Source organism: Chryseobacterium sp. ISL-6, assembly GCF_018613715.1.
Classification (GTDB): domain Bacteria; phylum Bacteroidota; class Bacteroidia; order Flavobacteriales; family Weeksellaceae; genus Chryseobacterium; species Chryseobacterium paludis.
In genome coordinates this window covers 483708-509905 of record NZ_JAGGPT010000005.1, presented here as the reverse complement: position 1 = coordinate 509905, position 26198 = coordinate 483708, and the positions used below count along the sequence as shown (strand labels likewise).

General features: G+C 33.0%; 24 protein-coding genes and 1 tRNA gene. 16 read left to right on the top strand and 9 right to left on the bottom strand.

The genetic code is table 11. The features are described 5' to 3' along the window. Position 1: 1 nt before the first annotated feature. The 9 genes from J7E44_RS10045 (at position 2) to J7E44_RS10005 (ending at position 7228) form a co-directional block, all read left to right on the top strand. Positions 2–523, top strand: a complete 522-nt coding sequence (locus J7E44_RS10045) for a hypothetical protein (RefSeq protein WP_214828897.1) — start codon at positions 2–4, stop codon at positions 521–523. Positions 524–627: 104 nt separating this feature from the next. Beyond that, complete coding sequence (locus tag J7E44_RS10040; RefSeq protein ID WP_353050475.1) at positions 628–1482, top strand: transketolase; 855 nt, start codon at positions 628–630, stop codon at positions 1480–1482. A 32-nt stretch (positions 1483–1514) separates the two neighbouring features. After that, positions 1515–2678 carry a hypothetical protein gene (locus J7E44_RS10035; protein ID WP_214828893.1) on the top strand — a complete coding sequence of 388 codons (1164 nt, stop codon included), beginning with the start codon at positions 1515–1517 and terminating at the stop codon, positions 2676–2678. 10 nt (positions 2679–2688) lie between these two features. Further along, positions 2689–3636 carry a transketolase family protein gene (locus J7E44_RS10030; RefSeq protein ID WP_214828891.1) on the top strand — a complete coding sequence of 316 codons (948 nt, stop codon included), beginning with the start codon at positions 2689–2691 and terminating at the stop codon, positions 3634–3636. 208 nt (positions 3637–3844) lie between these two features. Continuing rightward, positions 3845–4414, top strand: a complete 570-nt coding sequence (locus J7E44_RS10025; RefSeq protein ID WP_214828889.1) for a GNAT family N-acetyltransferase — start codon at positions 3845–3847, stop codon at positions 4412–4414. 34 nt (positions 4415–4448) lie between these two features. Continuing rightward, positions 4449–5303 carry a LuxR C-terminal-related transcriptional regulator gene (locus J7E44_RS10020; RefSeq protein WP_214828887.1) on the top strand — a complete coding sequence of 285 codons (855 nt, stop codon included), beginning with the start codon at positions 4449–4451 and terminating at the stop codon, positions 5301–5303. Positions 5304–5544: 241 nt separating this feature from the next. After that, complete coding sequence (locus J7E44_RS10015; protein WP_214828885.1) at positions 5545–6270, top strand: hypothetical protein; 726 nt, start codon at positions 5545–5547, stop codon at positions 6268–6270. Position 6271: 1 nt separating this feature from the next. Further along, complete coding sequence (locus J7E44_RS10010) at positions 6272–6811, top strand: TlpA family protein disulfide reductase (RefSeq protein WP_214828883.1); 540 nt, start codon at positions 6272–6274, stop codon at positions 6809–6811. Between the two features lie 6 nt (positions 6812–6817). Continuing rightward, complete coding sequence (locus J7E44_RS10005; RefSeq protein WP_214828881.1) at positions 6818–7228, top strand: hypothetical protein; 411 nt, start codon at positions 6818–6820, stop codon at positions 7226–7228. Positions 7229–7272: 44 nt separating this feature from the next. On the opposite strand, the gene J7E44_RS10000 is transcribed toward J7E44_RS10005, so the two are convergent. The 3 genes from J7E44_RS10000 to J7E44_RS09990 form a co-directional block, all read right to left on the bottom strand. After that, a complete protein-coding gene (locus tag J7E44_RS10000; protein ID WP_214828879.1) occupies positions 7273–7650 on the bottom strand; it encodes a hypothetical protein in 378 nt (125 codons plus the stop codon). A 68-nt stretch (positions 7651–7718) separates the two neighbouring features. Then, positions 7719–8189 (bottom strand): Lrp/AsnC family transcriptional regulator, encoded by a 471-nt coding sequence (locus tag J7E44_RS09995; protein WP_214828877.1) that lies wholly within the window; start codon positions 8187–8189, stop codon positions 7719–7721. A 134-nt stretch (positions 8190–8323) separates the two neighbouring features. Beyond that, on the bottom strand, positions 8324–13126 hold the full coding sequence (locus J7E44_RS09990; RefSeq protein ID WP_214828870.1) for a translocation/assembly module TamB domain-containing protein: 4803 nt from the start codon (positions 13124–13126) through the stop codon (positions 8324–8326). Positions 13127–13130: 4 nt separating this feature from the next. Here J7E44_RS09990 and tsaD point away from each other — a divergent pair, with 4 nt between their 5' ends. Continuing rightward, entirely contained in the window at positions 13131–14147 is a 1017-nt protein-coding gene (gene tsaD, locus J7E44_RS09985; protein ID WP_214828868.1) for a tRNA (adenosine(37)-N6)-threonylcarbamoyltransferase complex transferase subunit TsaD, read from the top strand. A 270-nt stretch (positions 14148–14417) separates the two neighbouring features. Then, entirely contained in the window at positions 14418–15128 is a 711-nt protein-coding gene (locus tag J7E44_RS09980) for an RsmE family RNA methyltransferase (protein WP_214828866.1), read from the top strand. 10 nt (positions 15129–15138) lie between these two features. On the opposite strand, the gene J7E44_RS09975 is transcribed toward J7E44_RS09980, so the two are convergent. Then, positions 15139–15801 (bottom strand): TrmH family RNA methyltransferase, encoded by a 663-nt coding sequence (locus J7E44_RS09975; protein ID WP_492331087.1) that lies wholly within the window; start codon positions 15799–15801, stop codon positions 15139–15141. Between the two features lie 163 nt (positions 15802–15964). Between J7E44_RS09975 and J7E44_RS09970 the strand changes: the two genes are divergently transcribed. Together J7E44_RS09970 and J7E44_RS09965 are read left to right on the top strand one after the other, a co-directional pair. Further along, positions 15965–16981 (top strand): asparaginase, encoded by a 1017-nt coding sequence (locus tag J7E44_RS09970; protein WP_214828862.1) that lies wholly within the window; start codon positions 15965–15967, stop codon positions 16979–16981. 55 nt (positions 16982–17036) lie between these two features. Further along, positions 17037–17123, top strand: a tRNA-Ser gene (locus J7E44_RS09965). 194 nt (positions 17124–17317) lie between these two features. Here the strand turns inward: J7E44_RS09965 and J7E44_RS09960 are convergent. Both J7E44_RS09960 and J7E44_RS09955 read right to left on the bottom strand, forming a co-directional pair. Further along, the gene (locus J7E44_RS09960; RefSeq protein WP_214828860.1) at positions 17318–17650 is read right to left on the bottom strand and encodes a hypothetical protein; all 333 of its coding nucleotides are present in this window, start codon (positions 17648–17650) and stop codon (positions 17318–17320) included. Positions 17651–17999: 349 nt separating this feature from the next. Further along, positions 18000–18731, bottom strand: coding sequence for a hypothetical protein (locus J7E44_RS09955; protein WP_214828858.1), 732 nt, complete (start codon positions 18729–18731; stop codon positions 18000–18002). A gap of 270 nt (positions 18732–19001) precedes the next feature. On the opposite strand from J7E44_RS09955, the gene J7E44_RS09950 reads away from it, so the two are divergent. Both J7E44_RS09950 and J7E44_RS09945 read left to right on the top strand, forming a co-directional pair. Next, entirely contained in the window at positions 19002–20195 is a 1194-nt protein-coding gene (locus J7E44_RS09950; RefSeq protein ID WP_214828856.1) for a glycoside hydrolase family 88 protein, read from the top strand. Positions 20196–20206: 11 nt separating this feature from the next. Continuing rightward, positions 20207–21313, top strand: coding sequence for a DUF4861 family protein (locus J7E44_RS09945; RefSeq protein ID WP_214828849.1), 1107 nt, complete (start codon positions 20207–20209; stop codon positions 21311–21313). Positions 21314–21421: 108 nt separating this feature from the next. On the opposite strand, the gene J7E44_RS09940 is transcribed toward J7E44_RS09945, so the two are convergent. The 3 genes from J7E44_RS09940 to J7E44_RS09930 form a co-directional block, all read right to left on the bottom strand. Next, positions 21422–22123, bottom strand: a complete 702-nt coding sequence (locus J7E44_RS09940) for a hypothetical protein (RefSeq protein WP_214828847.1) — start codon at positions 22121–22123, stop codon at positions 21422–21424. A gap of 107 nt (positions 22124–22230) precedes the next feature. Beyond that, a complete protein-coding gene (locus J7E44_RS09935; protein ID WP_214828845.1) occupies positions 22231–23763 on the bottom strand; it encodes a M20/M25/M40 family metallo-hydrolase in 1533 nt (510 codons plus the stop codon). 107 nt (positions 23764–23870) lie between these two features. Then, entirely contained in the window at positions 23871–25517 is a 1647-nt protein-coding gene (locus J7E44_RS09930) for a helix-turn-helix domain-containing protein (protein ID WP_214828843.1), read from the bottom strand. A gap of 367 nt (positions 25518–25884) precedes the next feature. Between J7E44_RS09930 and J7E44_RS09925 the strand changes: the two genes are divergently transcribed. After that, positions 25885–26109 (top strand): hypothetical protein, encoded by a 225-nt coding sequence (locus tag J7E44_RS09925; RefSeq protein WP_214828841.1) that lies wholly within the window; start codon positions 25885–25887, stop codon positions 26107–26109. The last annotated feature ends 89 nt before the right edge of the window (positions 26110–26198 follow it).

The following is a 26198-nucleotide window of genomic DNA, read 5'->3' as shown; positions in this document are numbered from 1 at the left end:
TATGAAAAAAATTATTCCACTTTTATTAGTTCTTTTTGCTTCTGGCTTTCTTTCTGCACAGGAAAGTTTTGAGGTTTCAACATTAAGAATCGGACCTTATAAAGTATTTATGAAAAGTGCAGAGATTGAAAAGTATTCCGGAGCAAAATTAAGATTAACGAATGGAGAATTTAAAAATTCGGTAAAGTACAGTGGAGAAACCATTATGATCAGCACCTCCCAGGAATATGATAATGAAGGGAAAGAGACCAACGGCTACAGTATATATGGTGTTTCTACTACCAGTAAGAAATTTAAAACAAAAAGTGGTATTGGTGTTGGAAGTACGAAAGATGATATCATTAATGCTTACAAAAATTATCCAAGCTACAGTACATATCCTGGATGGGATGACCAAGGGAAACAGGTTAAAAATGAAAGTTATTTCATACTGAACGACACTGATGCGGGAACAGTATTATCTTTCAAGATGGTTAATAATATTGTCACTGAAATTTCAGTATCCCTTAACGAAGGCTGCTAAAAAGATAAATTCTTTAAATAATTCAAAATCCGAGTTTTCCGCTCGGATTTTGTATTTCCATAAGCCATTAAAAAATTGTAAATTCGCGTGCAAATAAATCAGATATAATGAGTAAAAGTATCGAAGAGTTAAAATCTCTTACTACGCAAATCAGAAGAGACATTTTAAGAATGGTTCATGCTGTTAATTCAGGACATCCAGGCGGAAGTTTAGGTTGTACAGAGTACTTCACAGCACTTTATGGGAAAGTATTGAACTATCATCTTCCTTTCACTATGGAAGGTAAAAATGAAGATCATTTCTATCTTTCAAATGGTCACATTTCACCGGTTTATTATTCTACTTTAGCTAGATTTGGCTTTTTTCCGGTAGAAGAATTAAAAACTTTCAGAAAGCTAAATTCAAGATTACAGGGTCACCCGACTACTCACGAGGGATTACCTGGAATCCGTATTTCTTCAGGATCTTTAGGACAAGGACTTTCTGTTGCTTTAGGGGTTGCTTTAGGGAAGAAATTAGATGGTGACCAATCATTAGTTTACTCTCTTCATGGAGACGGAGAATTACAAGAAGGTCAGGTTTGGGAAGCTTTAATGTTTGCTGCTGCTAAAAAAGTAGATAATATTATCTCTACTATTGACTATAATGGTCGTCAGATCGATGGTGACACAGATGATGTATTAAGTTTAGGAAATCTACATGCTAAATTGGAAGCATTTGGATGGACTGTTTTAGAAGAGAAAAACGGTAACGACCTTGAGGCAGTGATCGCTATTCTTGAGAGAGCAAAAGCCGAAACGGGGAAAGAAAAGCCTGTTGCTATTATCCTTCATACAGAAATGGGTGCTGGAGTTGATTTTATGATGGGAAGTCACGCTTGGCATGGTAAAGCTCCTAATGATGAGCAGTTGGAAACAGCATTCAAACAACTTTATTTGGAAGCTCCGGCAGATTACTAATATCTTAGATGATCACATTTATTAAGTTTTCCATGAAAAAATTCATCTTAATCTGTCTGCTTACAAGCTTTATTTTGGGAATAGCGCAAGAGAAAAAGATTTCTTTTGCTAAAGAGTTCAATTATCAGATGATTGATAAAAAAGCTCCTATGCTATCTTTAAAAATGTTTGCAAGTAACAACAATGAATTTCTTACCAAATTGAACATTAAGGATGTTCCAATGTATTACTATACAGATGCATTAGGAACAACTTCTGTTTCATTAGAAATGAACAGCCGTCTTAGTGGATCAGGGTTGGGTGCATTGATGTATCTTGGTTATAGCAATTACGGTTATGGAGAGAAGGAAGAGTATACTTTGGAAGCCAAGAAGCTGGGTACAAAAGAAACTATTTTAGGAACATCTTGTTCACATTATCTGATCAATTACCGATCAAAGGATGGTACAAAAAAGGAAAATGAAGATTTGAAATTATGTATTGATGATCAGTCATCTATTAATAACATGAGTGTATTTAGTGGACTTTTGAATCAATATCTTCCAGGTATCAAAATGAAAAATTCAGGTTTAAGCGGACTTATTTTAAAAGCGGGTCCTGAAAAAACTTATGACAAAGAGTATTTCGTTTTGGCTTCAATTAAAGATTCTAAAGATCAGGTGTTTTTTGATCATAAAAAAGCAATGACTGATCAGCAAAGAAAGCAGGACTCTATCATGATTGCCTATAAAAAACAGGAAGAAAAATATGCAAAAAATGATTCTGCATATGCAGCAACAGATTCTACAGCAGTTATTGCTGATTCAGCAACGGCGGCTATAGATCCATATTCAGATCAGGCCTATTATTACATTCCGGATTATACTTCAGACTACAAAAAGAATCAGGATGAAGATGGAAGCTTGGCTATTACCAATATTCCAAGTGAAACTCTTTGGAAAGGACTTCCTTCACATTGCAAAAATTTCGAAAAAGATCTTCCTAGCTTTGATTTTAAAGAGCTTAAAGGACATATAAGAAATTATGTAGGTCAAGTCTGTGATATGTACCTTACACAATCTTCCGGACATAATGTAGGAATTAAACTGACTTTAGATGAAATAAGACGTGAAGTTCTTTATCTCAATACTATTCAGGAAACACTTAATCAATCTGATAAGAAGAAATTAAATAATTATTTAAAAAATCTAGATTAAAAAAATAAAAATGAAATATACATATACAGAAAAAAAGGATACACGTTCAGGATTCGGAGCCGGATTAGCTGAACTTGCTGATAAAAATCCAAATGTAGTAGCACTTTGTGCAGACCTTATTGGTTCTTTGAAAATGGAAAAATTCATTGAAAAAGCACCAGAAAGATTTTTCCAGATAGGAATTGCTGAAGCTAACATGATTGGTATAGCTGCAGGTCTTAGTATTACGGGGAAAATTCCTTTCACGGGAACTTTCGCCAATTTCTCTACTTCAAGAGTATATGATCAAATTCGTCAGTCTGTCGCTTATTCAGGGAAAAATGTAAAGATCTGTGCTTCTCACGCTGGTCTTACATTAGGAGAAGATGGAGCTACACACCAGGTATTAGAAGACATCGGTATGATGAAAATGCTTCCTGGAATGACGGTAATCAACCCATGTGACTACAACCAGACAAAAGCAGCTACTATTGCTATCGCCGATTTTGAAGGCCCGGTATATTTAAGATTCGGAAGACCTACAGTTCCTGTATTCATTCCTGAAGATATGCCTTTCGAAATTGGAAAAGGAATTCTTTTACAAGAAGGTACGGATGTAACGATTGTCGCAACAGGACATTTGGTTTGGGAGTCTCTTGTGGCTGCAGATGAGCTTGAAAAAGAAGGGATCTCTTGTGAAGTGATCAATATCCATACTATTAAACCGTTAGACGAGGAAATCATCTTAAAATCAGTTGAAAAAACCGGAAAAATTGTTACTGCTGAAGAGCACAACTATTTAGGAGGTTTAGGAGAGTCTATTGCTGGAATGTTAGCAAGAAAAAGACCTACAAGACAGGAATTCGTTGCAGTACATGATACTTTCGGAGAATCCGCTACTCCTGCTGAACTAATGAAAAAATATAAAATTGATTCTGCTGCCGTAAAAGAAGCAGTAAAAAGAATTTTAGAGAAATAATTTATCTTTTTTAAGATAAAGTAAAGCATCCGATTCTGGGTGCTTTTTTTTGTTATATCCCACAAAAGCAGAAATAAATTCAACACAAGTACATTAGTATGTAATTTATTTCAAATACACAATGCTCAAAACAACATAACAAATTGACTATCAACCAATAATAATTGACACATTATATTATTATTCATATTTTTAGGAAAACAAAATGATGAAAAAAGCTACTAATCAAGATAAAGAAAAGGCAGTTGATATATTATGCCAGGCTTTTATTGATGTTCTTATCCCCAATTCTATAAACTTTGTTATAAATAAATGTGGAAACAGATATAAGCGCTTGAAAGCTTTGATGGAATTTCAATTCGACTTATCTATATTGGATGGAAATGTTTTTTTAAGTGATGATTACAAAGGATGTATTTTATACTTAGATAGAAATAAACTTAGTTTAAAAAAACTATTACTAGAAATCAAATTACTATTTATTTGTATTGGTTTAAATAACATAAATAAAGTTTTAAAACGAGAAAAACTTTTAAAGAATTTTCATCCTGAAGAAAAATTCATTCATCTATGGCTAATGGCAGTTATTCCAACCGAACAAGGAACCGGAATAGGAACGAAACTACTAAAAGACTCTTTAGAGTTTTATAAAGGAGAACTAATTTACATAGAAACTACCACTGTTGAAAATCGTACTTTTTACACTCAAAATGGGTTTATGATTTTTCATGAAACTTTTGAGCTAGATTACCCTCTTTATTTTTTGAAGTATGTTTAATACAGAAATTGGCATCAATACATGCATCTATATAATGATATTTGTATTACTAATTATAGTAGTTTCCCTACAACTTATTTCTGTTTGGAAAAGAAGAGATAAAAATTATTATTTGAAATTTTTATGTTTACTTATTTCAGGCTTAATTTATAACTCTGTAGAAGGTTTACTTCCTGATAAAGATTTTGGAATAAATATTATTTCGCAAAATATTTTTGCATGGATTATTGGAGTAGGTGTAGCTTTCCATTATTATACTTTTATAAAAAAAGAATATGGTTTAATCTTTATTAAAGAATTTTCTTTAAGTACACTTGGTGTTTTCGTATTGTTAACTCTCATTATTCTTTTTATCCTTCCGTATACTATTACAGAATCTTTAAATTATTCACGGATTTACTTTTTAACTTTTATTTTAGCTTTTTTATCATCAGTAATTATTCTGGTGATTAAACAACAAATTAAAAAGTTCAAAACACACAAAAATATCATATTTAAAATCCATGATATTATAGGTATATTATCATTCTTAGGACTTATTTCATTACCATTGAACATACTGATATTCGGAGATAATCAATTTATTGAACAGACATTTTTCAGCTTAGGTTTTTTCATAATGTCAGTTGATTACTTTTTATATCCTCTTAGAAAAAAAGAAATCAAAAAAGGCATTCAATTCGAAAAACTCTCAGTAAGAGAAACTGAAATTTTAAAATTGCTTTTAGAGAATCCGAATTTGAAATATTCTGAATTAAGTAAGATTTTAAATATATCGGAGAAAACATTATCAACCCATTTATCAAATATTTACAAGAAAATTGAAATTAAAAGTAAAAAAGAAATACAAGAAATGAGTAAAAAGTACAAAGATGTCTTAATGTCTTGATAAAATTAAACAATTGATAATCAACCTTATGAAAACCCTTAAAGTATACCCTTAGTAATTTAAGTAGAAGTTTAAGGGTAAATCATTTAATAATTATTTGTCATCCTTCATATGTTTGCTGAGAAATTCAAGCACTAGTGATGTTTTTTGTTTGTGCACATAACAAAAAAAGCTGATCAGCAGAAACCCATGTCAGGGATTGTATGACAAAAATTAATTATTAAATATAAAAAATCAAAAAATGAAAAATTTATTAAAATTCATTTATATCACTGCATTAGTAATTAGCAGTTTTTCATTCGGACAAAATTATATCAATAAAAATGCTAAAGAATTATTAACTACCACAAAAGAAGGTGGTGGTAGTGCTGATAGAAGAAAATTACTATGTATTACATATTCTTGTTGCGCAATTGGAAGCTTTGGTGTTGAGATATGGTCGCATACAACTTGTGATTATATAACAACAGGAAAAAATAAACTTGTTGTTATGGATGTCAAAGATACAAGAGGAAATTTATATGAAAAAGATGAAGTAGAAGTTTTACATGATTTAGCAATACCTGATGATAATAAAATACTTAAAGAAGGATATGGTTATATTATGAAAGCTGGCTTGTATAATGTAATAGATGGGCAGATTGCTTTTGAACCTAGTGTAGAAAGGATTCGTTACATATGTTATACTAGTGAACATCAAGGTCATATTTTTGGACATGAATATAGCTATTCCCTAACACACTGTTTTATATATCCTTGGTTTAATAAATCCGGTGATACAAAAGGGGCACTCGCAACAATTGATATTTCTGGAAATGATAATTTATTAAAATTAGCAAAAGAAAATAAAAATATATTGAGATTTGACGATGATATAATTATAAATAATAACATTATCATAAAAGCTGGAGAGTATTTTGTAAACGAAAATAATAAAATATATACAAGAGAATTTTATATAAAATAACATGAGAAAGAAAATTCTAATAACAGTCCCTATTGTTCTAATTATAATTTTTGCAGTTTATAATGTTGGATTTCAATTTGGAAAGATTACAATTGGCAGACAACATGATGATATTGAAGTAAATAGTAAGTATGATATTAAAAATAGCAAATTCTCAAAAAACTATTTACAAGATGGAGAAATTTCTGTAATAACTTTATGGGCGAGTTGGTGCAAGCCATGTATAGACGAAATACCTATTTTTAACAAATTAAAAAAGGACTTTCCAAATATTAAATTTGCAACACTATCAATAGATAAAGACAGTAATAAACTAATTAAATCAATTGAGTCCAATCATGTTATTAATGATATAACTTTGGAAAACTCTGAATATAGAAAAGCGATTAGAAATCTTCTAGAAAATAGAGATTTGAAGTCACTAATTAAAACTGAAATAGTTCCAATTACATATATTATCAAGAACAATAAAGTTATTTACAAGGAAGAGGGACAAATTTGTTATGAAGAGTTTTCTAAAAAGCTAAATTCAATAAAATAACAAAATGTGAAATTAAAACATTTAATTGTTTTCTTCATCTTAACTTTTTCATTGAACTTAAAATCTCAAACACCCACAAGTGGTTTAGATAAAGGATTAGCAATTGGTAATATTTTAGTACAAGGCTATATGGCTTTAAAAGGAAATACTGCAAAACAAACAGATCCAAATGCTAGAACCGTAGACAGTTTTTGTTTCAAAAATAAAATGAATGAGAAAATTACTGTAAAGATAAACGGAAAAATAGAAGATGAGGAAATCAAAAAAGAACTCGTAATACAAAAAGACGAGAAAGAGTGTATATATAATTTACCTAAAGGTATCTATACTTATGAGGTTTTACTATCAAGTAAAGATACTTATCAAAAAGGAGAACATAAAGTTTCACAAGAAACTTTAATGACAATAAATCGTTAATGATATTTTTCAAACCGCTCTCATAATGAGAGCGGTTTTTATTTTTATTTAAAGAATTTCCATTTGGGAATTATAGCCAGCATACCAAATCCTGTAAAAAGGAAAAGGTTGGTAACATCTGTATATAAAAATGTAGACAGATAATAGTTGTGCATAAAGAAGTGCAAAACCAATAATACGGGAAAAGTAAAGATCCCAATTTTTTTATAGAAGAACATCAGAACAAGGCTGACCATCATCAATAGATCTAAAGAAAAAATGATATAGAAGTACCATCTTGGAATATTAAGATATTCGTGTTGTAAATACTCATCAACATCTATCCCCAACCCCATGATCGTAAATAGCATTAAAGATGCAAATGCTAAAATAAAACCCCATCCTTTCTTTGGATCTTCATCAAAGTAACTGTATTCTTCCATAGGTACAAAAATAAAGAACTTATGAGTAATTTCATAAGTTCTTCTATAATTATTCGTTTACAATTTGATTAAATAGAAATAGCGTTGATTAATCTATTCTTATCACTTAAGTATTCTTCCATAGAAATCATACTCTCAGTTCTCATTACGTCCTGAATATCATCTATTTGATAGATAATTCTCTTCGCATCTTCAGTATTCTTAGCTCTTACTTTACAGAAAATATTATATTTTCCAGAAATCACGCTCGCTTCGATTACATTAGGAATAGTTGTTAATTCCTTTAAAACCTCTTGCGTACGGTTTGATTTAGTTAAAAGAACTCCGATGAAGGCTGTAAAATGATAGTCCAACTTACCATAATCGATATTAAGGGATGACCCCAAAATAATACCTGCATCTTCCATTTTTTTCACTCTTACGTGAATTGTACCCGCAGACACATCCATCTGTTTAGCAATTTCAGTAAAAGGCATTCTTGTGTTTTCTACTAAGAAATCAAGAATCTTTTTGTCTATTTCGTCCAGTTGATAGTTCATATTAGTTAAATTACAATTTTCTTAAAAAATCTATGTATTTTTTGCAAATCTATAAAAAATAATTTAACTAAAAAAATTATAACAATAATTAACAATAATTAACACAGATGATAAAAATCATTAAAATATTCAAATTATTTACCCTCTGCTTTTAGGGAATCTGTTTTTATTTCCTTTTTCACATCTGGTTGTTTTTTATCTTTTCTTTTCCTTTTAAATAAAGAATTGAAGCTTTTACTCCAAACAACACCGCCTCCATAGGCTTGATTTGCAGATCCGTTAGTGCCGGTTCCACCTGGTCCCATTCCGATATTCGTAGGTTTAGAGTACCCTCTTAAAACTAAACTTCCGTCATTTTTCTTAGAAATATCATATTCAATAGATCCCTCTCCGGAGAGATAATTAGCTTCAGTACTCTCAGTTTTCGTTAATGGAATTCCCAAACCGGTCTTCACTTTTATCCTTGGGGAAAGTGCAAAACTTACCCCCGCATTCGCCCGATCTCCAGTGTTTGAATTCTGATCCCCTTTTACGTAATTTAAGTCGATCTGGAATTCATTACTCATTGTATTAAGAACTGAGCCCAATTGCTTTAAAAGCATATTATATCCCGAAGATTCAGCTACTCCGGCAACATCGACACCCACTCCACCGGTATTTGAAATATTAAAACTATTTAACAACAGTATAGAACCAAACTGAAGAACCTTTTCACCCTCCTGACTCATTTTAGCAGCCAGCGTTTCTTTTACCTGACTTGATACATCCAGAGCAGATACATCCAGATCTATTTTAGGATCAACAAGAGATTGCGTAATATTAGCCTGTAGCAATATACTTATAGGCTGAAGATTACCCATATTTAAATATTGTCCTGCATTGGAAACCATTCTCACATAGTTGGCTGTAATATTCAATGCCGGCTTCATAGCATCACCATCCCAACGGATACTGCTGCCCTTTTCTATCTGGAATGTTTTATTAAGAATTGCTTTTGAAACAAAGGTCCCATTATCCACTCTATAGGTTCCAGCCATAGCAATACCCCCTTGTCTGTTCATTTGGAATTTCAGGTTCTTAGCCTCTCCTTTTACCGTAATATTCCCCACATCATCTCCAACCAGAACATTTACTGTCGTTCCTTTATCAACATCAAGAGAGAAGTCAATATGCATATTAGCTCCCGTTTTTTTCTTATCTTCAAGTGTTACCAAGCCATCTTTTCCTTCTTTTAAGAACCTCAGCATTTTAAATTCTTCAACATTGGAAGTTGAACTTGAATTAAACGTAAATGTACTTCCACTAAGTGCTTTCATATTAGGTGTCGTAATACTAAGACCCGACACAGGACCATCAATATACAGATCTCCCTGGCCATATACTCTACCCCAAAATAGATCAAGATCTTTTTGGGTACTATTAAGCACCAATAAATTATCTGCCCTCATTACAAGGTTGACCCCCATTGAAGAGAGTGTCTCAAACTGTATAGCTCCTGAAATATTTCCTTTAGAATTGGATCTTCCATCATGAACTTCAATATTATTAAGAATCGCCAGACCTTTTGATAATGGTATAACGGTATCATCAAATGAATAATCAACTCCTGTAAATAAGAGTTTTAATCCAAATTCTTTTAAAGCAATATCACCACTGTAGTCAAGATTTTTCAGAGTCCCGTTTATTTTAAGATCTCCTGTAGCTTTTCCTCTAAGGTTGCCAAAAATTGACCGTACAAACTGCTGCGCAAAGGAAACATTGAACTCACGCATCTCTGCCACAAGATCGATTGTAGGTGAAGAAGTATTATTATTAACAGTTCCTGTCAGATGTAGATTGTTATTTCCGATAACCCCGGCAGAAGTTACTTTTACATCTATATCATACACATTCAGCGAAAAACTGTTTGTAGCAGAAATGGTAAGGTCTCCCATATCACTTCCGTTCATCTGGATATCATCAACCGTTAAATCAACCAATGGCTGAAGGGTGCTTTTATCCATTCTTATTTTCACACTCCCATTTGCCAGTCCCTTTAGATTCATAGAGTTTCCACCAGACTGCATTTCCAGAAGTTTTTCAATAGAAAAGTCATTGATATCAGCGTCTACGTAAAAATCTTTAGCTGATTTAAACGTGGATTCTTTAATGAACAATACGCTTTTATCAGAATAGATTTTCAGGTTTCTGATCTCAAAATCGCTCGTTTTTTTCCTGTACGTTATCGAGTGATCAAGTTCCGGACTTGTATCTATAGCCCAGGTTACCTCGTTAAACTTTACTTCAGTGGGATCAAATTTGAAGACAAAATCACCAAACTCGTTGGTGGACTGATTTACATTGATGGCATATTCTTTAAGCTTGTCCTCCAGTTCATCTTCAGGACTTCCATGTTTAAATTTAGTGGCAAGATGAAGAGTTGTGTTATTTTCATTCTTTCCACTGAGCGTAATATCTTTGAGTATATTTTTGTTATACTGAACCTTATTTATTTTTGCATACAGTTGCTCATCAAGATTGGCTGTATTTATTCTGACCATTACACTATCAACCAAAGCACTGTCTCTGGTGATATTATCTCTCGCATTTATCTTATATGCAGGATTTGCTTCTGCCAATGCCTTATCTGCTTCTGTAATCTCAACTTCTTTGGTCATCATATACTTTAATGAAGCTGCATCTACATTAAGAATGAGATTATTTGAATTACCATCATACTGTCCCTCAACTAATGCTCCCTGGGGAAGTTTCAAATCAGGTAAAAAATAACTCACTAATCCTTGCTGAACATCAAAATTCATTGCAAAATTCTGCCCTCTATATAGCTTTCTTGGTGGTGGTCCAACTAAGATCTTACCTAATCCATTCTCAACCATCCCCGAAAGATCCGCCAAATTATACTTGCCGGAAATTTTTCCATTTACTGCTCCTGGAGCATCAACGGAAATAACCCTACCTCCAGCTTCAATAAATGTTTTTAATTTAGCATTTGGAACTATATACTTCTGTGTCGCGGTCGCAAAATTGATATTATTGGCCTCTACATCCAATGTCAGATCATTAAGAGATGACATCGCCATTTTTCCAACCACCTTCCCACTTACGATCTGATTTCCAGGTTTATTAGTAAAATAATTCATGTTCAGATAGGTAACATCAGCATTTACATCTGTTGCAATTCTTGATGTACTGAAATCAATAAGTCCTTTTATCGTAGCTTTAGCCTGCTCATCATTTACTGTGATTGTTCCATTATATTTTTTGTGATCCAATAAACCGTCCAGATAAAGATTGTTAATTTCTTTATTCATGATCTCAATACTTGAAATCTGAGATTTTGTAGTCAGCCGCATGGTATTAACATCGAAGCTTTGTCCATCGATATCAAATTTCCCTGATATTAATCCTACTGATTTATTTTTTGTAATGACTGAAGTATTTAGGTCTGTTGCTTCCACATATCCAGAGTACTTTGGCATTGCCGTACTATATCCTGTAAGAGAAAGTTTAGAAATCTTAGCCTGTCCGATTCCCGTCATTAAATTACCATTGGGAATATAGATCTGATCAGGATTCACTCTTGCTGATCCATTGTATTTTAGTTTTCCAAAATCATCTGCAAAGTTCTTCATCTTTTTAGAGATAAATGAAGGCATCATTGCTTTTAGATCTTTATAGGTAAAGTCTGTAGAAAGGTTATTTGTTTCGATCAGGAATTTACCCTTTAAAAGATTATTTACCTTCATGGTCTGAGTCGCAATATTCACGTCAGGATTTCTGATAAGGAAATTTTCAAGGTAAAATTTATTTAATGGCCCTGTCATTTTCCCAGAAACATTAAAGGGCTTAAAGTTATCCCAATTGGTAACAAAGTAACTGATATCATAACCACTTAGCTGACTTCCCTGATTAAGATTCATATCCCATCTTACCCTATCTGCAAAATCTGCCCATGAACCATTATTAAGATTAAACTTAATATCTCCCTGTAAAAGAGTATGATCTGTATTTAGGGTTAAATCTTTAAGAGAAAGGGATTTATGAGTCAGTGACAATTCAGTGGAGAAAGTATCTACAAAGTGAGATTTTCCCCATCTTGTAGTTACAAAAGATAAGTTATTAATAAGTGCTGAAATGTCAGCTCCATTAACTTTTAAATTAGGGGCTTTCAGGTTAAATTTAGTGGCAGTCAGCCATTTCCCTGCTTCACCAGGTGAATTTTGATTAACAATCGAAACCTTAGAATCTACGATATGTACTCTGGAGTTTAATTGGAAAGCAGGTTTTTTAGGATCTCTTTTCTTTCCATTATCAAACAATTGTGTAAAACGTATGAAGTTGGAAATGCTATCCCCTTTATAAGTGATTACTTTCACATCTGCATTTACCATGGTAAGGGAATTAAAACTCAGCGAGTTACTTTTCCCTGAAATTGCCCCAGCCGCCAGTGATAACCAATCTGAATTGGCACGAAATTCCCGGGCTTTAATAAACTCTAGCCCTTTATAATCTTTAACTCTTAATCCTTTAATAGTAACATTCCCAAAATAATTCACTTCCACACTTTCTGTGGACATTTTTGCTTTGAAATCTTTATTAACGATTTGCAATGCCTGATCAGCTGCCCATTGCTTAGTAACAGGAAGATTTATAATAACTATAACCGCAACAATAAGGGAAAAACCTAACCAGAATAAAATGAGCAGAAGCCTTGCCCACCAGGAATAGCTGGTAACATCTTTAGCAGCCTGCTTACCAAACTCCTGGGCAGTTTCCACAGGATGATGAACGGCATCTGAAGCCAGTTCAGATGCCTCTTTTACGGTTTCTTTTACCTTCTCCTCTACATTTTCTACAGTCTTTTGTACCTGATCACTTAAGTTTTCAGTTACAGATTTTTTATTCTCATTTTCGTTATTATTCTCTAACTTTGCCATTATTATGAGCGAGTCTATAATTTTAGGTATCGAATCGTCTTGTGACGACACATCAGCAGCTATCATCAAGGGGAATACTATTCTCTCTAATATTGCTGCAAATCAGGCAATTCACAAAGAATATGGTGGTGTTGTTCCTGAATTAGCTTCAAGAGCCCATCAGCAAAACATCATTCCCGTTGTTGAAAAATCTCTCACCAAAGCAAATATACAACAAAATGCGATTTCTGCTATAGGATTTACACGCGGACCAGGACTTTTGGGTTCCCTCCTTGTGGGTACTTCTTTTGCTAAATCTCTGGCTATGAGTTTAGATGTTCCATTAATAGAGGTAAACCATCTCCAGGCACACATTTTAGCGCATTTTATTGACGATGCAAATCCTATGCCGCCAAAATTCCCATTTTTATGCCTTACTGTGAGTGGTGGTCATACCATGATCGTGTTAGTAAAAGATTATTTCGACATGGAAATTATGGGCAAAACAATAGATGATGCAGCTGGTGAAGCTTTTGATAAAATTGGAAAAATATTTGATCTTGACTACCCGGCGGGTCCTATTATTGATAGGTTGGCTAAAGAAGGAAATCCCGATGCTTTTAAATTTAATAAACCTAAACTGGAAGACTACAATTATTCTTTTAGCGGGATAAAAACTTCAGTATTATATTTCATTCAGAAAGAAGTAAAAAAGAATCCTGATTTTATTAGAGAAAACCTCAACGATTTATGTGCTTCGGTTCAAAAGGCCATTATTGAAATTTTAATGAATAAACTTGAAAAAGCAGCAAAAGAGCTGAATGTCAATGAAGTTGCTATCGCAGGCGGTGTTTCTGCCAATTCAGCATTAAGAGAAGCAATGCAGGTAAATCAGCGAAAACTAGGCTGGAATATTTACATCCCAAAATTTGAATACACTACAGATAATGCTGCAATGATCGCGATGGTAGCGCAGTTAAAATTTGAAAGAGGAGAATTTACTGACTTAAGAACAAGTGCTATTTCGAAATATGACCTATAAAAAGGTACATCATTAATTTATCGATTCACATAAAAGAAGAACTGCCATGAAAATTATGCCTCATACTAATAAGGTCCTTCATGGAAATCGAATAATAGCAAATCATATTTTTTTAAATATCGCTTTTGGTTTAACAATAGAGGTAATTGGGTCTTTAATTCTTTAAACCAATCTGGAATTTTAAATAATGAAGATTAAATTAATTGAGGGATCAATCAAAAATCTTAGTTTATTAATTTACAGTTCAACGATTTAACAATTTGGCAAAAAATGAAATTATTTTACGGACATATAGAAGATCATAAAGTAACTATCAATGATGAAGAACAGCAACATATTGTGAAAGTTCTTCGGATGAGAAATGGAGAAGAAATTCATGTAACTGATGGCAAGGGAAATCTGGCTTCCGGAAAATTGGTTTTAGAGGGTAAAAAAGCTATTCTTAATGTTTCTGAAATTAAAACTTATATCCCGGATTTTAATCCTAAACTTCATATTGCAATTGCACCCACCAAAAATATTGATCGAATTGAATTTTTCGTAGAAAAAGCTGTAGAAATGGGTATTTCCGAAATTACATTTTTGATCACAGAAAAAACAGAACGTAAAAACATTAATATTGATAAGATAAGAAAACAAAGTATTGCCGCGTCTAAGCAAAGCCTGAGGTTTCATTTTCCCATTGTAAATGATCCTGTAAAGTTTTCAGATTTTATTAAAAACATAGATCCGAAAAATACTTTTGTTGCTCATTGTCATGAAAACCTGGAAAGAATTGAGCTTAATAATATCCCAAAACTAGATCACTACACCTTCTTTATTGGTCCTGAAGGGGATTTTTCTGAAAAAGAAATTCAAAATTTAGCAGAAAATAAAGTGAAAGCGGTATCTCTAGGAAACCAACGACTTAGAACGGAAACAGCAGGTATATTTGTAACATCCTGGAATTATCTCAATCTGAATCCCAACACAAATAGCTAACCTCTTAAAATCATCGCTTTAAGTATTGCTCTAGAATTTGATGACCACTTCTAATGGAATTAACTGTCCAGCGTATCTTCATCTCCAAAAGCTTTTGTTCATTAAGTTTATAATCTATACCAGATCTAAGGAGTTTCTGTTTCAATTCATACATACAGATTCCCGCAGCAACTGAAACATTAAAACTTTTTGTAAAGCCATACATTGGAATAGCCAGTGTTTCATCCGCAAAGTCCAGTACCTCTTCTGAAACTCCTTCCAGTTCGGTTCCAAAAACCAAAGCAATAGGCCCTGTGATCTGATAATCAGGAAGCATTACGGCATTTTTTTCCGGTGAAACAGCTAAGATTTTATACCCGTTATTTTTGATTTCCTTGAGAGACGAAATATTTTTTGGCATTTTTTGTACCTCAACCCAGGTTTCAGCTCCTTTAGTCACTGTAAGATTGGGATTAAAAACATTCTCCTCTTCCATCGCTACAACTTTATGAAACCCACATGCTTCAACAGATCTTACGATTGCTGCTGCGTTTCTGAATTGATAGATATCTTCCATCACAGGAAGCACAAAATCAGAGCTATCCTGGGAAAAGTGTTCAATCTTCCGTAATCTTTCCTCTGTTAAGAACTGTTTTAAATACTCAAAAGTTTGTGCTAAATCTTTCATCTGCATTAGTCTTTTCTTTTTTTATAGCCTGATGTAACGCTAACAATTATAACCTGATTTTTATAAAATTTTTCCATAAGCCTTTCATTCATTTTCAAATCTTTGCAAATTAACGTAATTTTGAGATTATAAACCTGAGCAAGATTCAACTTCTTAATAAAAAGTATACATGAAACGAAAAGTTCTGTTGATATATACCGGTGGTACGATTGGTATGGAGAAAGATTATGAAACCGGAAGTCTCCGAGCGTTTGATTTTGGCAATATCTTCGAAAAGATGCCTGAAATGAAACTAATGGAATGTGAAGTTTTCGTGCATCCCTTTGCAAAACCACTGGATTCTTCAGATATGGGACCGGAAGAATGGAAAATTATCGCTCATTATATCCATAAGAATTATGATAACTATGACGGCTTTTTAGTTCTTCACGGCACAGACACCATGTCCTATACAGCTTCAGCTTTAAGTTTTATGTTAAAGGGATTGAAAAAACCCGTTATTTTTACGGGATCACAGTTGCCGATAGGAGATCTAAGAACTGATGCTAAGGAAAATCTTTTAACAAGCCTGTATTACGCCAGTTTATATGAAAATGATGAAGCCGTTATTCAGGAGGTTGCCATCTACTTTGAATATAAATTATTAAGAGGAAACAGAACTTTAAAATATTCTGCCGAATATTTTGATGCTTATGCTAGTCCAAATTATCCTATACTTGGACAATCTGGGGTTCATCTTAACATTGTAAAAGACAGCTTATACCGCTGTGATCCCAATGTAGAATTTCATGTTGATGATCATATTTCTGAAGATATCTTATTCTGGAGGATTTTTCCAGGAATGCACTTAAGTCATTTCAAGGAAATCCCTAAAATGAAAGTTTTGATCCTTCAGGTTTTCGGATCAGGAACCATTTTTAGCAGCGAAAAAACACAAGAAACATTACAGGAAATCCGGAACAACGGAACTGAAATCGTTGTGGTAAGTCAATGTATTTCAGGAGGTATTTCATTTGGCAAATATGAAAACAGTAATATTTTCTCAAGAATAGGTGCTATTAGTGGAAAAGATATGACAGCAGAAACTGCCATTACAAAAGCCATGCACCTAGTTGATAATCCAAAATATTCCGGGAACTTTGCTGATAATTTTTCTAAAAGCTTATGTGGAGAAATTACAGACTAATCGCTTTAATTATTTGTTAATTCAAGAAAATACATTACTTTTGCAATCTCGAAATAGAGAGGTGTCCGAGTGGTTGAAGGAGCTACCCTGGAAAGGTAGTATACGGGTAACTGTATCGAGGGTTCGAATCCCTTCCTCTCTGCAAAACAATTGATAATCAATTAAAACATTTACACCCAATAAGTTGGGTGTTTTTTTTTGAATCATTTATGAATATTATTTTTATTTAGATCATGATTCATGAGGTATAATGATCAAGAAAAAGCATTATAATAATAAAAAACGACTTCTACAGTAGAAGTCGTTTTTTTATATTTTTCTGAAAATCCTGAAAGGTTATTTTTTCAGATCTGCTTTTACATCTTTATAACCATCTGCTACTGCATCTGCACCTTTTACAGCGGTCTTTTTAACATTTTTTGCACCTTTGGTTGCCGTTTTGCCAACCCATTTCGTGCTTTTTTTAACACCTTTTTTCGTAGCTTTTGCCCCTTTTTTAGTTTTATCTCCAACCCATTCAGCACCATCTTTCACTCCTTCTCCTGTTGCTTTCGCTCCTTTTTCAATTGCAGTACCAACATTTTTTACTTCTTGTTTTACAGTTTCCTGAGCATTAACAGCTGTTGAAAATAATCCAAAAGCTAATAAGGCAAATAATTTCTTTTTCATATTTTTATTTTTAAAATTAACCTGATAAATATAACATAAAGCAAGCCAAATTTATATAATCCTAAAAAGATTAATGAAAATAATTTAATCAAATTGAAAAAATAACCTACGACAAACAGAGTTTACTCAGGTTGGGAATACAGAATTTTATCTGTCGGAACTACTGATAGAAAATATGAAATTGAACTTTTAACTTCAGCCTGCCTGACGCAAATCATATCGGAATTACGAATACAATTGTAATATCCAATTTTCATGTTCCTTTCTTTCTGAAAAAAAATAAAGCAATGAAAACCAATGCTTTATTTTTCTATTTTAATATAATAAATTTATTGATACTTAATCAATCTTACAAACGACTAACAGTCAATTGATATGTTTTTGCTACATTTCCATTATTAGTAATGGTATAAGAGTCAACTGTCGGCTTCATAACCGTAAAGTCAAATTGCGTTCCTATTCCTCCATCAGCACAATTGGTTACGTTGGCAAAAGTTACAGTCCACGTTCCTGAAGTATTTGCTGAAGGTGCAATAGGAGCAATCGCAGGATTTCCTATTTTGTCTCTTGCTACTCCAGAGATGTAACCTAAGGATAAGCCATTATATGCAAAACTGGTTATCATTGCCCTGGCACATCCGTTTGTTGATTTTACAATAAAAAGACCACTTGCAATATTAACTGTAGCGGGTACAGTAACTGTTGCACTTGCACCAGGTGCCACTGTTACACTTTCACTGTAGCTGTACGACGTCGCAACCACATCACTAGTAGTTAAATCTCTTGTCAGTATATCATAGCTCGCAGGAACCTGTCTAACAAGATTTCGAATTCTGAGACTTTGATTTTTGGCGTCTACATCCAATGATCTTTGAGGATTAGCATTTCCGACACCGACATTTCCGGAGGCCGTCACTACAAAATCATTTGCTTCTTGAGCAGCCGTTGGTGCACCGGTAACGGCATTGTCTTTTGCACCATCTACATGTAAAACAGCCTGAGGATTAGTTGTCCCAATTCCAACCTGTGAATAATAAGATACAGATAAACATAGACAGTAAAAAATAATTGATTTTTTCATAATTTGATTGGTATTTAAGATTAATATATATAATAATTTAATTACAAATAATCTTACTCGAGAAAAAACAAATTTTAGTACAACCTAATTCAACCGCTAGATATTCTTAATAAGAATATTATCAATCATATACTCAAAGATATAAAAAAAACATCTCAAATGTATTATTAGAATCGTTAAAAAGTTAATTAACAGGCTAAGGTTTAATAAGATCTTTTTAATCAAATTCATAAAATTTAATTAAATTGTACATAAGAATAATTACAATTCATGATTTTACAAAAATTAACTGTATTAACCTTTATGGTTATTAATATAATTGCGGCGGCACAGAATAATAAGAAAGAGATGTCAAAGCTTATTCGAAATGAATTTGAATTTGCTGAAAAGCAATATAAATATTTGATAAAATCTGTCCCTCCAGATAAAATGCCCCAATCTTATAATGCTTCTTCGAATAAAATTACGACCAGAGATATTACCTGGTGGTGTTCAGGATTTTATCCGGGTTCATTATGGATGATCTATGAACAGACTAATGATCCAGAGATAAAAAAAGAAGCGGAAAGAACTTTAAAAATAATCGAACCTAATAAAACATTTACCCGCGATCATGATTTGGGGTTTATGATGTTCAGTAGTTTTGGCAATGCATACAGAATTACTAAAGATCCTGCTTATAAAGAAGTGATCTTAACATCTGCGGAGTCTTTATCTACAAGGTTTAAACCTGGAATGCAGGCTATCTTGTCTTGGGATAAAATGGCAGATTTCAAAGGACCAGTGATCATTGATAATATGATGAATCTGGAACTACTGATGTGGGCTACTAAAAATGGAGGTAGTAAAAAAACTGAAGAAATAGCTATTACTCATGCTAATACAACGATAAAAAACCATTTCCGTCCTGATTACAGTTCATATCATGTTATCGATTATGATGTAAATACGGGTAAGGTTTTAGGGAAAAAAACTTTTCAGGGTTATTCAGATTCTTCCGCCTGGGCACGAGGGCAAGGATGGGCTCTATATGGTTATACGATGATGTATCGATTTAAAAAAAATGAAAAATATTTAAACCAGGCTCGTCATATTGCAAAATTTATACTGAACAATCCTACTCTTCCAGAGGATAAAATTCCATATTGGGATTTCAACGATCCAAAAATTCCAGAAGTTCCCCGCGATGCTTCTGCTGGTGCTATCATAGCCTCGGCACTTTTGGAGTTAGGTCAATATGTAGAAAAAGATGAAAGAGCAAACTATGCAGATGCAGCCCGCCAAATGATAGTGAGTTTATCTGGAGATAAGTACCGTTCACAATTAGGCGAGAATGGTGGTTTTCTTCTAAAGCACAGCACAGGAGGCTTACCTCTTAATTCAGAGATTGATGTTCCGCTAATTTATGCAGATTATTATTTTCTGGAAGCTTTGAAAAGATATAAAGACTGGTATCTACAATAAATTCATTTTTAATGAAAGCAATACAATGGGTTATAGTAATGGTAGGCATAGGATCATTGGTTCATGCACAACAATCTACAATACTATTGAAACTACAGCTTAAAAACAGCCTCGATCTTCAGCGTAATACACAGTCAATAGAAATCCTGTTGAAAAAGGTTAAACTTCTTATTGGTAAAACTTTCAGGATAAAAGAAACGTCTACAGGTAAGGAAATACCTTATCAATGGCTCAAGAACGGTGATCTTCTTGTTCAGGGTGATTTTACAGCTAAAGAAACCAAAAAAATAGAATTCTCTCAAACGCCATCACAATCCTTAAGCAATGTGGTGTACGGAAGATTTATACCTGAACGTTTAGGAGATTTCGCCTGGGAAAATGATAAGATCGCCTTCCGTATGTATGGTAAAGAATTGGAAAAAGTTCCTGAACAAAATGGATGGGGAATGGACGCATGGGCTAAAAGAACCGACCGAATGGTAATCAATGAATGGTACAAATTAAATAATTATCATGAGGATAATGGAGATGGTTTAGATTTTTTTCAGGTTGGAAAAACCTTAGGAGCCGGAGACATTTTACCTTACATCAGTGGAGAGTTTGTTTATCTTGGAAATTATACTTCATACAAAATTCTGGAGGAAGGACCTCTACGTTTTACTTTTGAGCTTACCTATCCTCAAGTAGAAAAAGGTGGTTACGAAATTTCTGTTGTCAAAAGAATTAGTCTCGATGCAGGCTCTCAACTTAACAAGTCTGTAGCTACCTACCACTTTTCAGGCAGACAAACGCTTCCTGTTTTCGCTGGAATTGTTCATTGGGATGGCAAAGGTGAAAAGGTAGCAGACCAGAATAATCATTTAGCTGCTTACTGGCCTGAGAATTCAAAAAACGGGATTGTAGGAACAGGGATGCTTTTTCCTTACGCTAACTATTATATTGTAGATAAGAATAAACATTTAGGATCAGAAATTATTTTGAGTAATAAACAATCTGTGACCTTTTACGCAGGAGCCGCATGGGATAAAGCAGGAGAAATTACTTCCGCTAAGGATTGGGAAAAATATCTTCAGGAGTTTTACCTAAAACTTAAATATCCAATACAGGTTTCCAAATAATAAAACAAAATCCTGATCAATTGATCAGGATCTGTCTGTTTGAATAATATGAGATATTGTTCAAACCATAATTGAGTTATAATGAATGTTTTGGTGTCGTTTGTCATACTAATTACACATGGTAAGAAACTGATGGCTCATCTGTACTTTGAATCTGGCATCTGATTTTAACTTACTATAAATCGTAGCTTCTATAGCCTGTACAGCTTTTAGTTTCTGATCAATGAAATTAGCAATCTGTACCACAGAGAAAATAAAATCTCTATATACTGCAATATTAACCGTTTGTCCGTAACAAGGTAAATAAGCCTTTAAAAAGGGAATTGTCTGCTGATGGAGGTTATAATTCACACAATAACCGGCTCCTTCTTTAGAAGTAATAATTTCATAATTATTAATATAATCAAGAACATTTTCTTCTTTTGGAGAAATCGACTTTTTTGTAAAATGACGATTAACTTTATCCAGAATATGTTGGGCATATTCCATCATCGTAATTGTTTTCCATTCAAAAACATGATTGATATTGTTTTTACTGTTCTTCTTTTCTTTTCCATTTTCACAACTGGTACAAAAGGAAAGACCAATCTTTTCATAATATGGAAAAAAACAATCTTTGATCTGAATGGAAGCATCAGTCTGAACTCTGTCATTTCCAAAATTATAATACAAATAAGGACGATACATATCTGTCAAGCTTTTCAGAAAATCAATTTCACTGGTATTGTGATACTCTTCAAACCATTTTTCAAGGTTATCGTAATAATGACTTTCAAACTCTTTATAACTTAAGTAAAACGGCAATTCCATAGCTTTATATTTTGGTGAGACAAAGCTATTTCAGTAATGCGACAAAACTTGACGTGTTATTATTAATTTAAAAAATTAATTAGTGAAAAATGAGAAGGTGAAACTATTTATTTGTCATAGTTTTTCATAATATACTCAAAGTACTGAATCATTTTCATATAATTTTCTATGCTTATATACTCATTGGTACTGTGAATACTTTGCTTTTCTGCATCAGTGATCTTTATTGGCATGAATCTATAGACATTCTTACTAACGATCTGATATTTATAAGCATCCGTTCCGGCCATTGTGAGATATGGTGTGGTAATAGCATTCGGGTAAATCTGCTTAATACCTTCCTGAATTAGTTGATAGGCTTTAACATTTGTAGGCGACACAGCAGAAGCTTCCCTTGTATTATCAATCTCCTCTACTTCAACATCAAAACCTTTTGTAGCTTTTTTAATATGATCCCTGATGTCTTTAACGGAGTCTCCTGAAAGAAGTCTGAAATTAACAACAAATTCAACTTCCGGAGAAAGTACATTCGTTCCATCACTACCTTTCATCATGGTAAGAGCTGTTGTAGAGCGAATTAAAGCATTCGTAGAATTATTCTTGGCAAGTTGGGAAAGTAATACCGATTTTAAAAGCCATTGATTGGAAATAGCAAGTCTATTTACAAAAGGCATTGTTCCACCAATATTATCAAAAAATTCCTTTATTAAAGGAGTAATCATGGGTTTCATCTGATCTTCTTCCAACCTCTGCATAATAACCGCCGCTTTACCAATAGCACTTTGCATAGGAGGCATGGAAGAATGGCCGCCTAAACCTTTTACCTTTATTTTTGCAGAGAGAAATCCTTTTTCAGCGCATCCCACTACCGCTACATCAGAATCTATTCCTTTAATACTTCCTTTCTGTAATATTAAACCTCCTTCATCATAGACGGCATCAAACTTCAATTCTTTTTCTTTAAAGTGTTTGGCAATCTGCTTTGCTCCCTTTCTTCCTCCAACTTCTTCATCAAATCCCAAAGCCAGATAAATATCCCGTTGTGGAAGTGCCCCGCTTTTAATCATGTTGGTAAGAGATTCCATCAAAGAAAATAACATTCCCTTCATATCTATCGCACCTCTTCCATAGATCCTCCCATCAGCAACTGCTCCCGAAAAAGGTGCATAATCCCAATCTTCCGATACTTTTGTTACCGCAGGTAAAGCCTTATCATTAGGCCTGAAAATATCTTGTGCATTATTTTTGATGTCAGCGTCTCCGGGAGGAACGACATCCATATGTGATAAAAAAAGAATAGGTTCAAGATCTGGCTTACTTCCTTTTAACTTAAAAACCAATCCATATTTATTCACTTCATAGTTTTCTGTATTCTGATATACTAAAGGATAAGATTTTTTCAGATATTCTTTAAACTGATCAAATGGTGCATAATTGAAAACATCCAAATCACCTGCTGATACAGTTGGAACTTTTATTCCGCCTGAAAGCCTTTGGATTGCAGAATCATTTTTCACCCATTTTACTTCAGCAACTGTGGTTGTATTATTTTTCTTAAATGGATAGGTAAAAGTTTTAATCAGAAGTATTGCTACCAAAATAATTACAATACTTAAAATTGCTAAAAAGAATTTTTTCATGATAATTTGGTTTTGTGATGGCTTTCCAATAAATATAACAAAGATATTTCTATTAAAAAAACTTAGAATACAAGACCAACCTTCAATGACGTTCGAATAATAAATATTTAAATAGGATTAAAAGCCGAAAAATTATTCTTGTTATCAAGTTCCTGTCTCCTTTTCCTGATAAAATCTGTTGGACGGATTCCATTAATTTCATAAAACAAATCTGAAAAATTTTGTCTGGAAGCTATACCACATTCTTTAGCTAACGTTTCAATTCTATATTTAAGATATTCTTTATTTTCAAATAGCTGTCTGGTTATATAATTGATCCTAAGCTCACTTAAATACTTATTGAAATTCATCCCCTTGCAATCATTAATCACCTGTGAAAGGTAGTTGGAATTGGTTCCCATTTGGCCGGCAAGTTTATTAATAGTAAGCCCTTTCTGAGTATATTCCTTCTTGTCTTCAAAAATTTTTAATTTTCGAAGTAATTCTTCTACTTTGTTTTCATCTAATCCTGTTTTTTTCTCTTCTGTCTCTATAGGCACAAGAGATTTCTCAAAAATCAAATTCTGTTGTAGGCTAAATTTTTCTTCTAAAATAATATATTTTCGTTGTATATCCTTTTCTCTTCTGTACCTTATAATCAATAAAATTGCAAGCAGAACAGCCAATAAAATCAGGCCAACAATAATAGATCTTCCCCATGAGTTCGCCTTCTCTAATTTACTCTTTTCTTCAAGCAGCGTTTTTGTATCAAACTCTTTATGGATCTTGTTTGATAAGTAAATAAAATCTCTTGAGATAATACTGTCCGCTTTTAAAAGCTGGCTGGTAAAATATAATTGTTGTCCCTGATCTCCTTCTTTTTTATAATGCTTGATCAATATCTCATAATTCTCTCTGAGTTCAGGAAGGATAAACTGATGCTTTTGAAAAATTGAATCTACTTTTTTGAAATATGAAATTGACTCTGCATTATTTTTTAACCCTGCATAACTTTTACCAACGTAAAAATAATCTACAGAAAGTCTGGCAAAATCTCCACTTTTCTTAATCGGAGGAATTGATTCTTTTAAGTATTCTGTTGCGGCTAAATATTCGCTGTCATCATATTCTAAAATCCCCTTAGAAAGTAGGAAGTAGCCTTTTTCCTGTTCATAATCACTATCACTGCCTGCTTCTTCAAGTCCTGTCTCAATTGCTAAGGTTGCCTGATCTGGCTTTTTTAGGTTACGATAACAAATAATCAGCTGATGAAGACTATTAAGATAACCTTTCTTATTGTTATAAACTTCGTTGGGATGTAAACCCGATTTGGATTTAGGATTATAATAATCAATGCATTGCTCAAACAATTTTGAGGCTTCTTCGTAATATCCCAAATAACTTTTTACAACCCCAATATGATATAAATTCTGATATTTTAAAAAATCGTTCTTTGTATTTTTAGAATACTCATAGGCTTTAAGGTATTCATTAAGTGCTGCCTGAAATCTCTTGTAGTGATAATAATATACCACACCCTTTTCCAGATACGCCGTGCTAATCAGATCCCTATCTCCTGATAGCTTCGCTGCCCATATTGTACTATCTGCGTAGATAAGCTTTTTCTCATTGGAAGAAGCATAAAATACACCGTCTTTATATCCCTGAACTAGCTTATCATAATTCTTCTCTCTTTTCGCTTTATTAATATAAGGTTGAATAAATGGAAATGCTTCCGTATTATTTTCTTCGAAATTTTCGTATTTAACTCTCAACTTATAATAATCGCTGTACCCTTCTTGGGAAAAGAAAAGTTTAAAAATTACTAAAAAGATTATAAAAAGTAGCTTTTTGATCACATTGAATGATTAATGGTGCCTATATAGTAATCAAAAATACACAAAATCATTTAAATCTTATCAAACATTCATGAATTAATACCTCCCATTCTAAAATCAAAAAACAAACACGCAATATACTGTATATCAATTATTTGTAATTGTCCTTATTTACGAATTAGGACGTCTTAATTGCCGAATAGAGACAACAAGTACTTTTTTATGTCATTTTATGCATATAATTTCGAACTCAGAATTCTGAATGATAAACCTGGCCGGGATAACCTTTTAACTCTGAAATATTATGAAAAAGATTATCTCATTAAAAACATTTCCACTACTAATCGTAATAGCAATGACATTAGGTGCTTGCAGACAGGATGATGAAAATGATTTTCAAAAGGCAAAAACAAGTGTTATTGACAGTAAAATAATGAACACTAATCAATTAAAAACGACCAATGATGAGAATCTGAAAGAAACAGATCCACCCGTAAAGAATGGAACTCATTGGAAAGCCCAACAGTAATACAAATAAGGTATTCTGGGATTACTAAGAACTAACAACCATGTTTATATATAATTTAGTTGCTATATGCAGGTAAATTGCAAAGGACT

Bases quoted from the DNA above. Each gene is read 5' to 3' on its own strand.
- J7E44_RS10035 (WP_214828893.1), top strand. From the start codon at position 1,515: ATGAAAAAATTCATCTTAATCTGTCTGCTTACAAGCTTTATTTTGGGA.
- J7E44_RS09945 (WP_214828849.1), top strand. From the start codon at position 20,207: ATGAAAGCAATACAATGGGTTATAGTAATGGTAGGCATAGGATCATTG.
- J7E44_RS09980 (WP_214828866.1), top strand. From the start codon at position 14,418: ATGAAATTATTTTACGGACATATAGAAGATCATAAAGTAACTATCAAT.
- J7E44_RS09925 (WP_214828841.1), top strand. From the start codon at position 25,885: ATGAAAAAGATTATCTCATTAAAAACATTTCCACTACTAATCGTAATA.
- J7E44_RS09955 (WP_214828858.1), bottom strand. From the start codon at position 18,731: ATGAAAAAATCAATTATTTTTTACTGTCTATGTTTATCTGTATCTTAT.
- J7E44_RS10030 (WP_214828891.1), top strand. From the start codon at position 2,689: ATGAAATATACATATACAGAAAAAAAGGATACACGTTCAGGATTCGGA.
- J7E44_RS10010 (WP_214828883.1), top strand. From the start codon at position 6,272: ATGAGAAAGAAAATTCTAATAACAGTCCCTATTGTTCTAATTATAATT.
- J7E44_RS09935 (WP_214828845.1), bottom strand. From the start codon at position 23,763: ATGAAAAAATTCTTTTTAGCAATTTTAAGTATTGTAATTATTTTGGTA.
- J7E44_RS09960 (WP_214828860.1), bottom strand. From the start codon at position 17,650: ATGAAAAAGAAATTATTTGCCTTATTAGCTTTTGGATTATTTTCAACA.
- tsaD (WP_214828868.1), top strand. From the start codon at position 13,131: ATGAGCGAGTCTATAATTTTAGGTATCGAATCGTCTTGTGACGACACA.
- J7E44_RS09990 (WP_214828870.1), bottom strand. From the start codon at position 13,126: ATGGCAAAGTTAGAGAATAATAACGAAAATGAGAATAAAAAATCTGTA.
- J7E44_RS09940 (WP_214828847.1), bottom strand. From the start codon at position 22,123: ATGGAATTGCCGTTTTACTTAAGTTATAAAGAGTTTGAAAGTCATTAT.
- J7E44_RS10000 (WP_214828879.1), bottom strand. From the start codon at position 7,650: ATGGAAGAATACAGTTACTTTGATGAAGATCCAAAGAAAGGATGGGGT.
- J7E44_RS09975 (WP_492331087.1), bottom strand. From the start codon at position 15,801: ATGCAGATGAAAGATTTAGCACAAACTTTTGAGTATTTAAAACAGTTC.
- J7E44_RS10025 (WP_214828889.1), top strand. From the start codon at position 3,845: ATGAAAAAAGCTACTAATCAAGATAAAGAAAAGGCAGTTGATATATTA.
- J7E44_RS09970 (WP_214828862.1), top strand. From the start codon at position 15,965: ATGAAACGAAAAGTTCTGTTGATATATACCGGTGGTACGATTGGTATG.
- J7E44_RS10045 (WP_214828897.1), top strand. From the start codon at position 2: ATGAAAAAAATTATTCCACTTTTATTAGTTCTTTTTGCTTCTGGCTTT.
- J7E44_RS09995 (WP_214828877.1), bottom strand. From the start codon at position 8,189: ATGAACTATCAACTGGACGAAATAGACAAAAAGATTCTTGATTTCTTA.
- J7E44_RS10020 (WP_214828887.1), top strand. From the start codon at position 4,449: ATGATATTTGTATTACTAATTATAGTAGTTTCCCTACAACTTATTTCT.
- J7E44_RS10015 (WP_214828885.1), top strand. From the start codon at position 5,545: ATGAAAAATTTATTAAAATTCATTTATATCACTGCATTAGTAATTAGC.
- J7E44_RS09950 (WP_214828856.1), top strand. From the start codon at position 19,002: ATGATTTTACAAAAATTAACTGTATTAACCTTTATGGTTATTAATATA.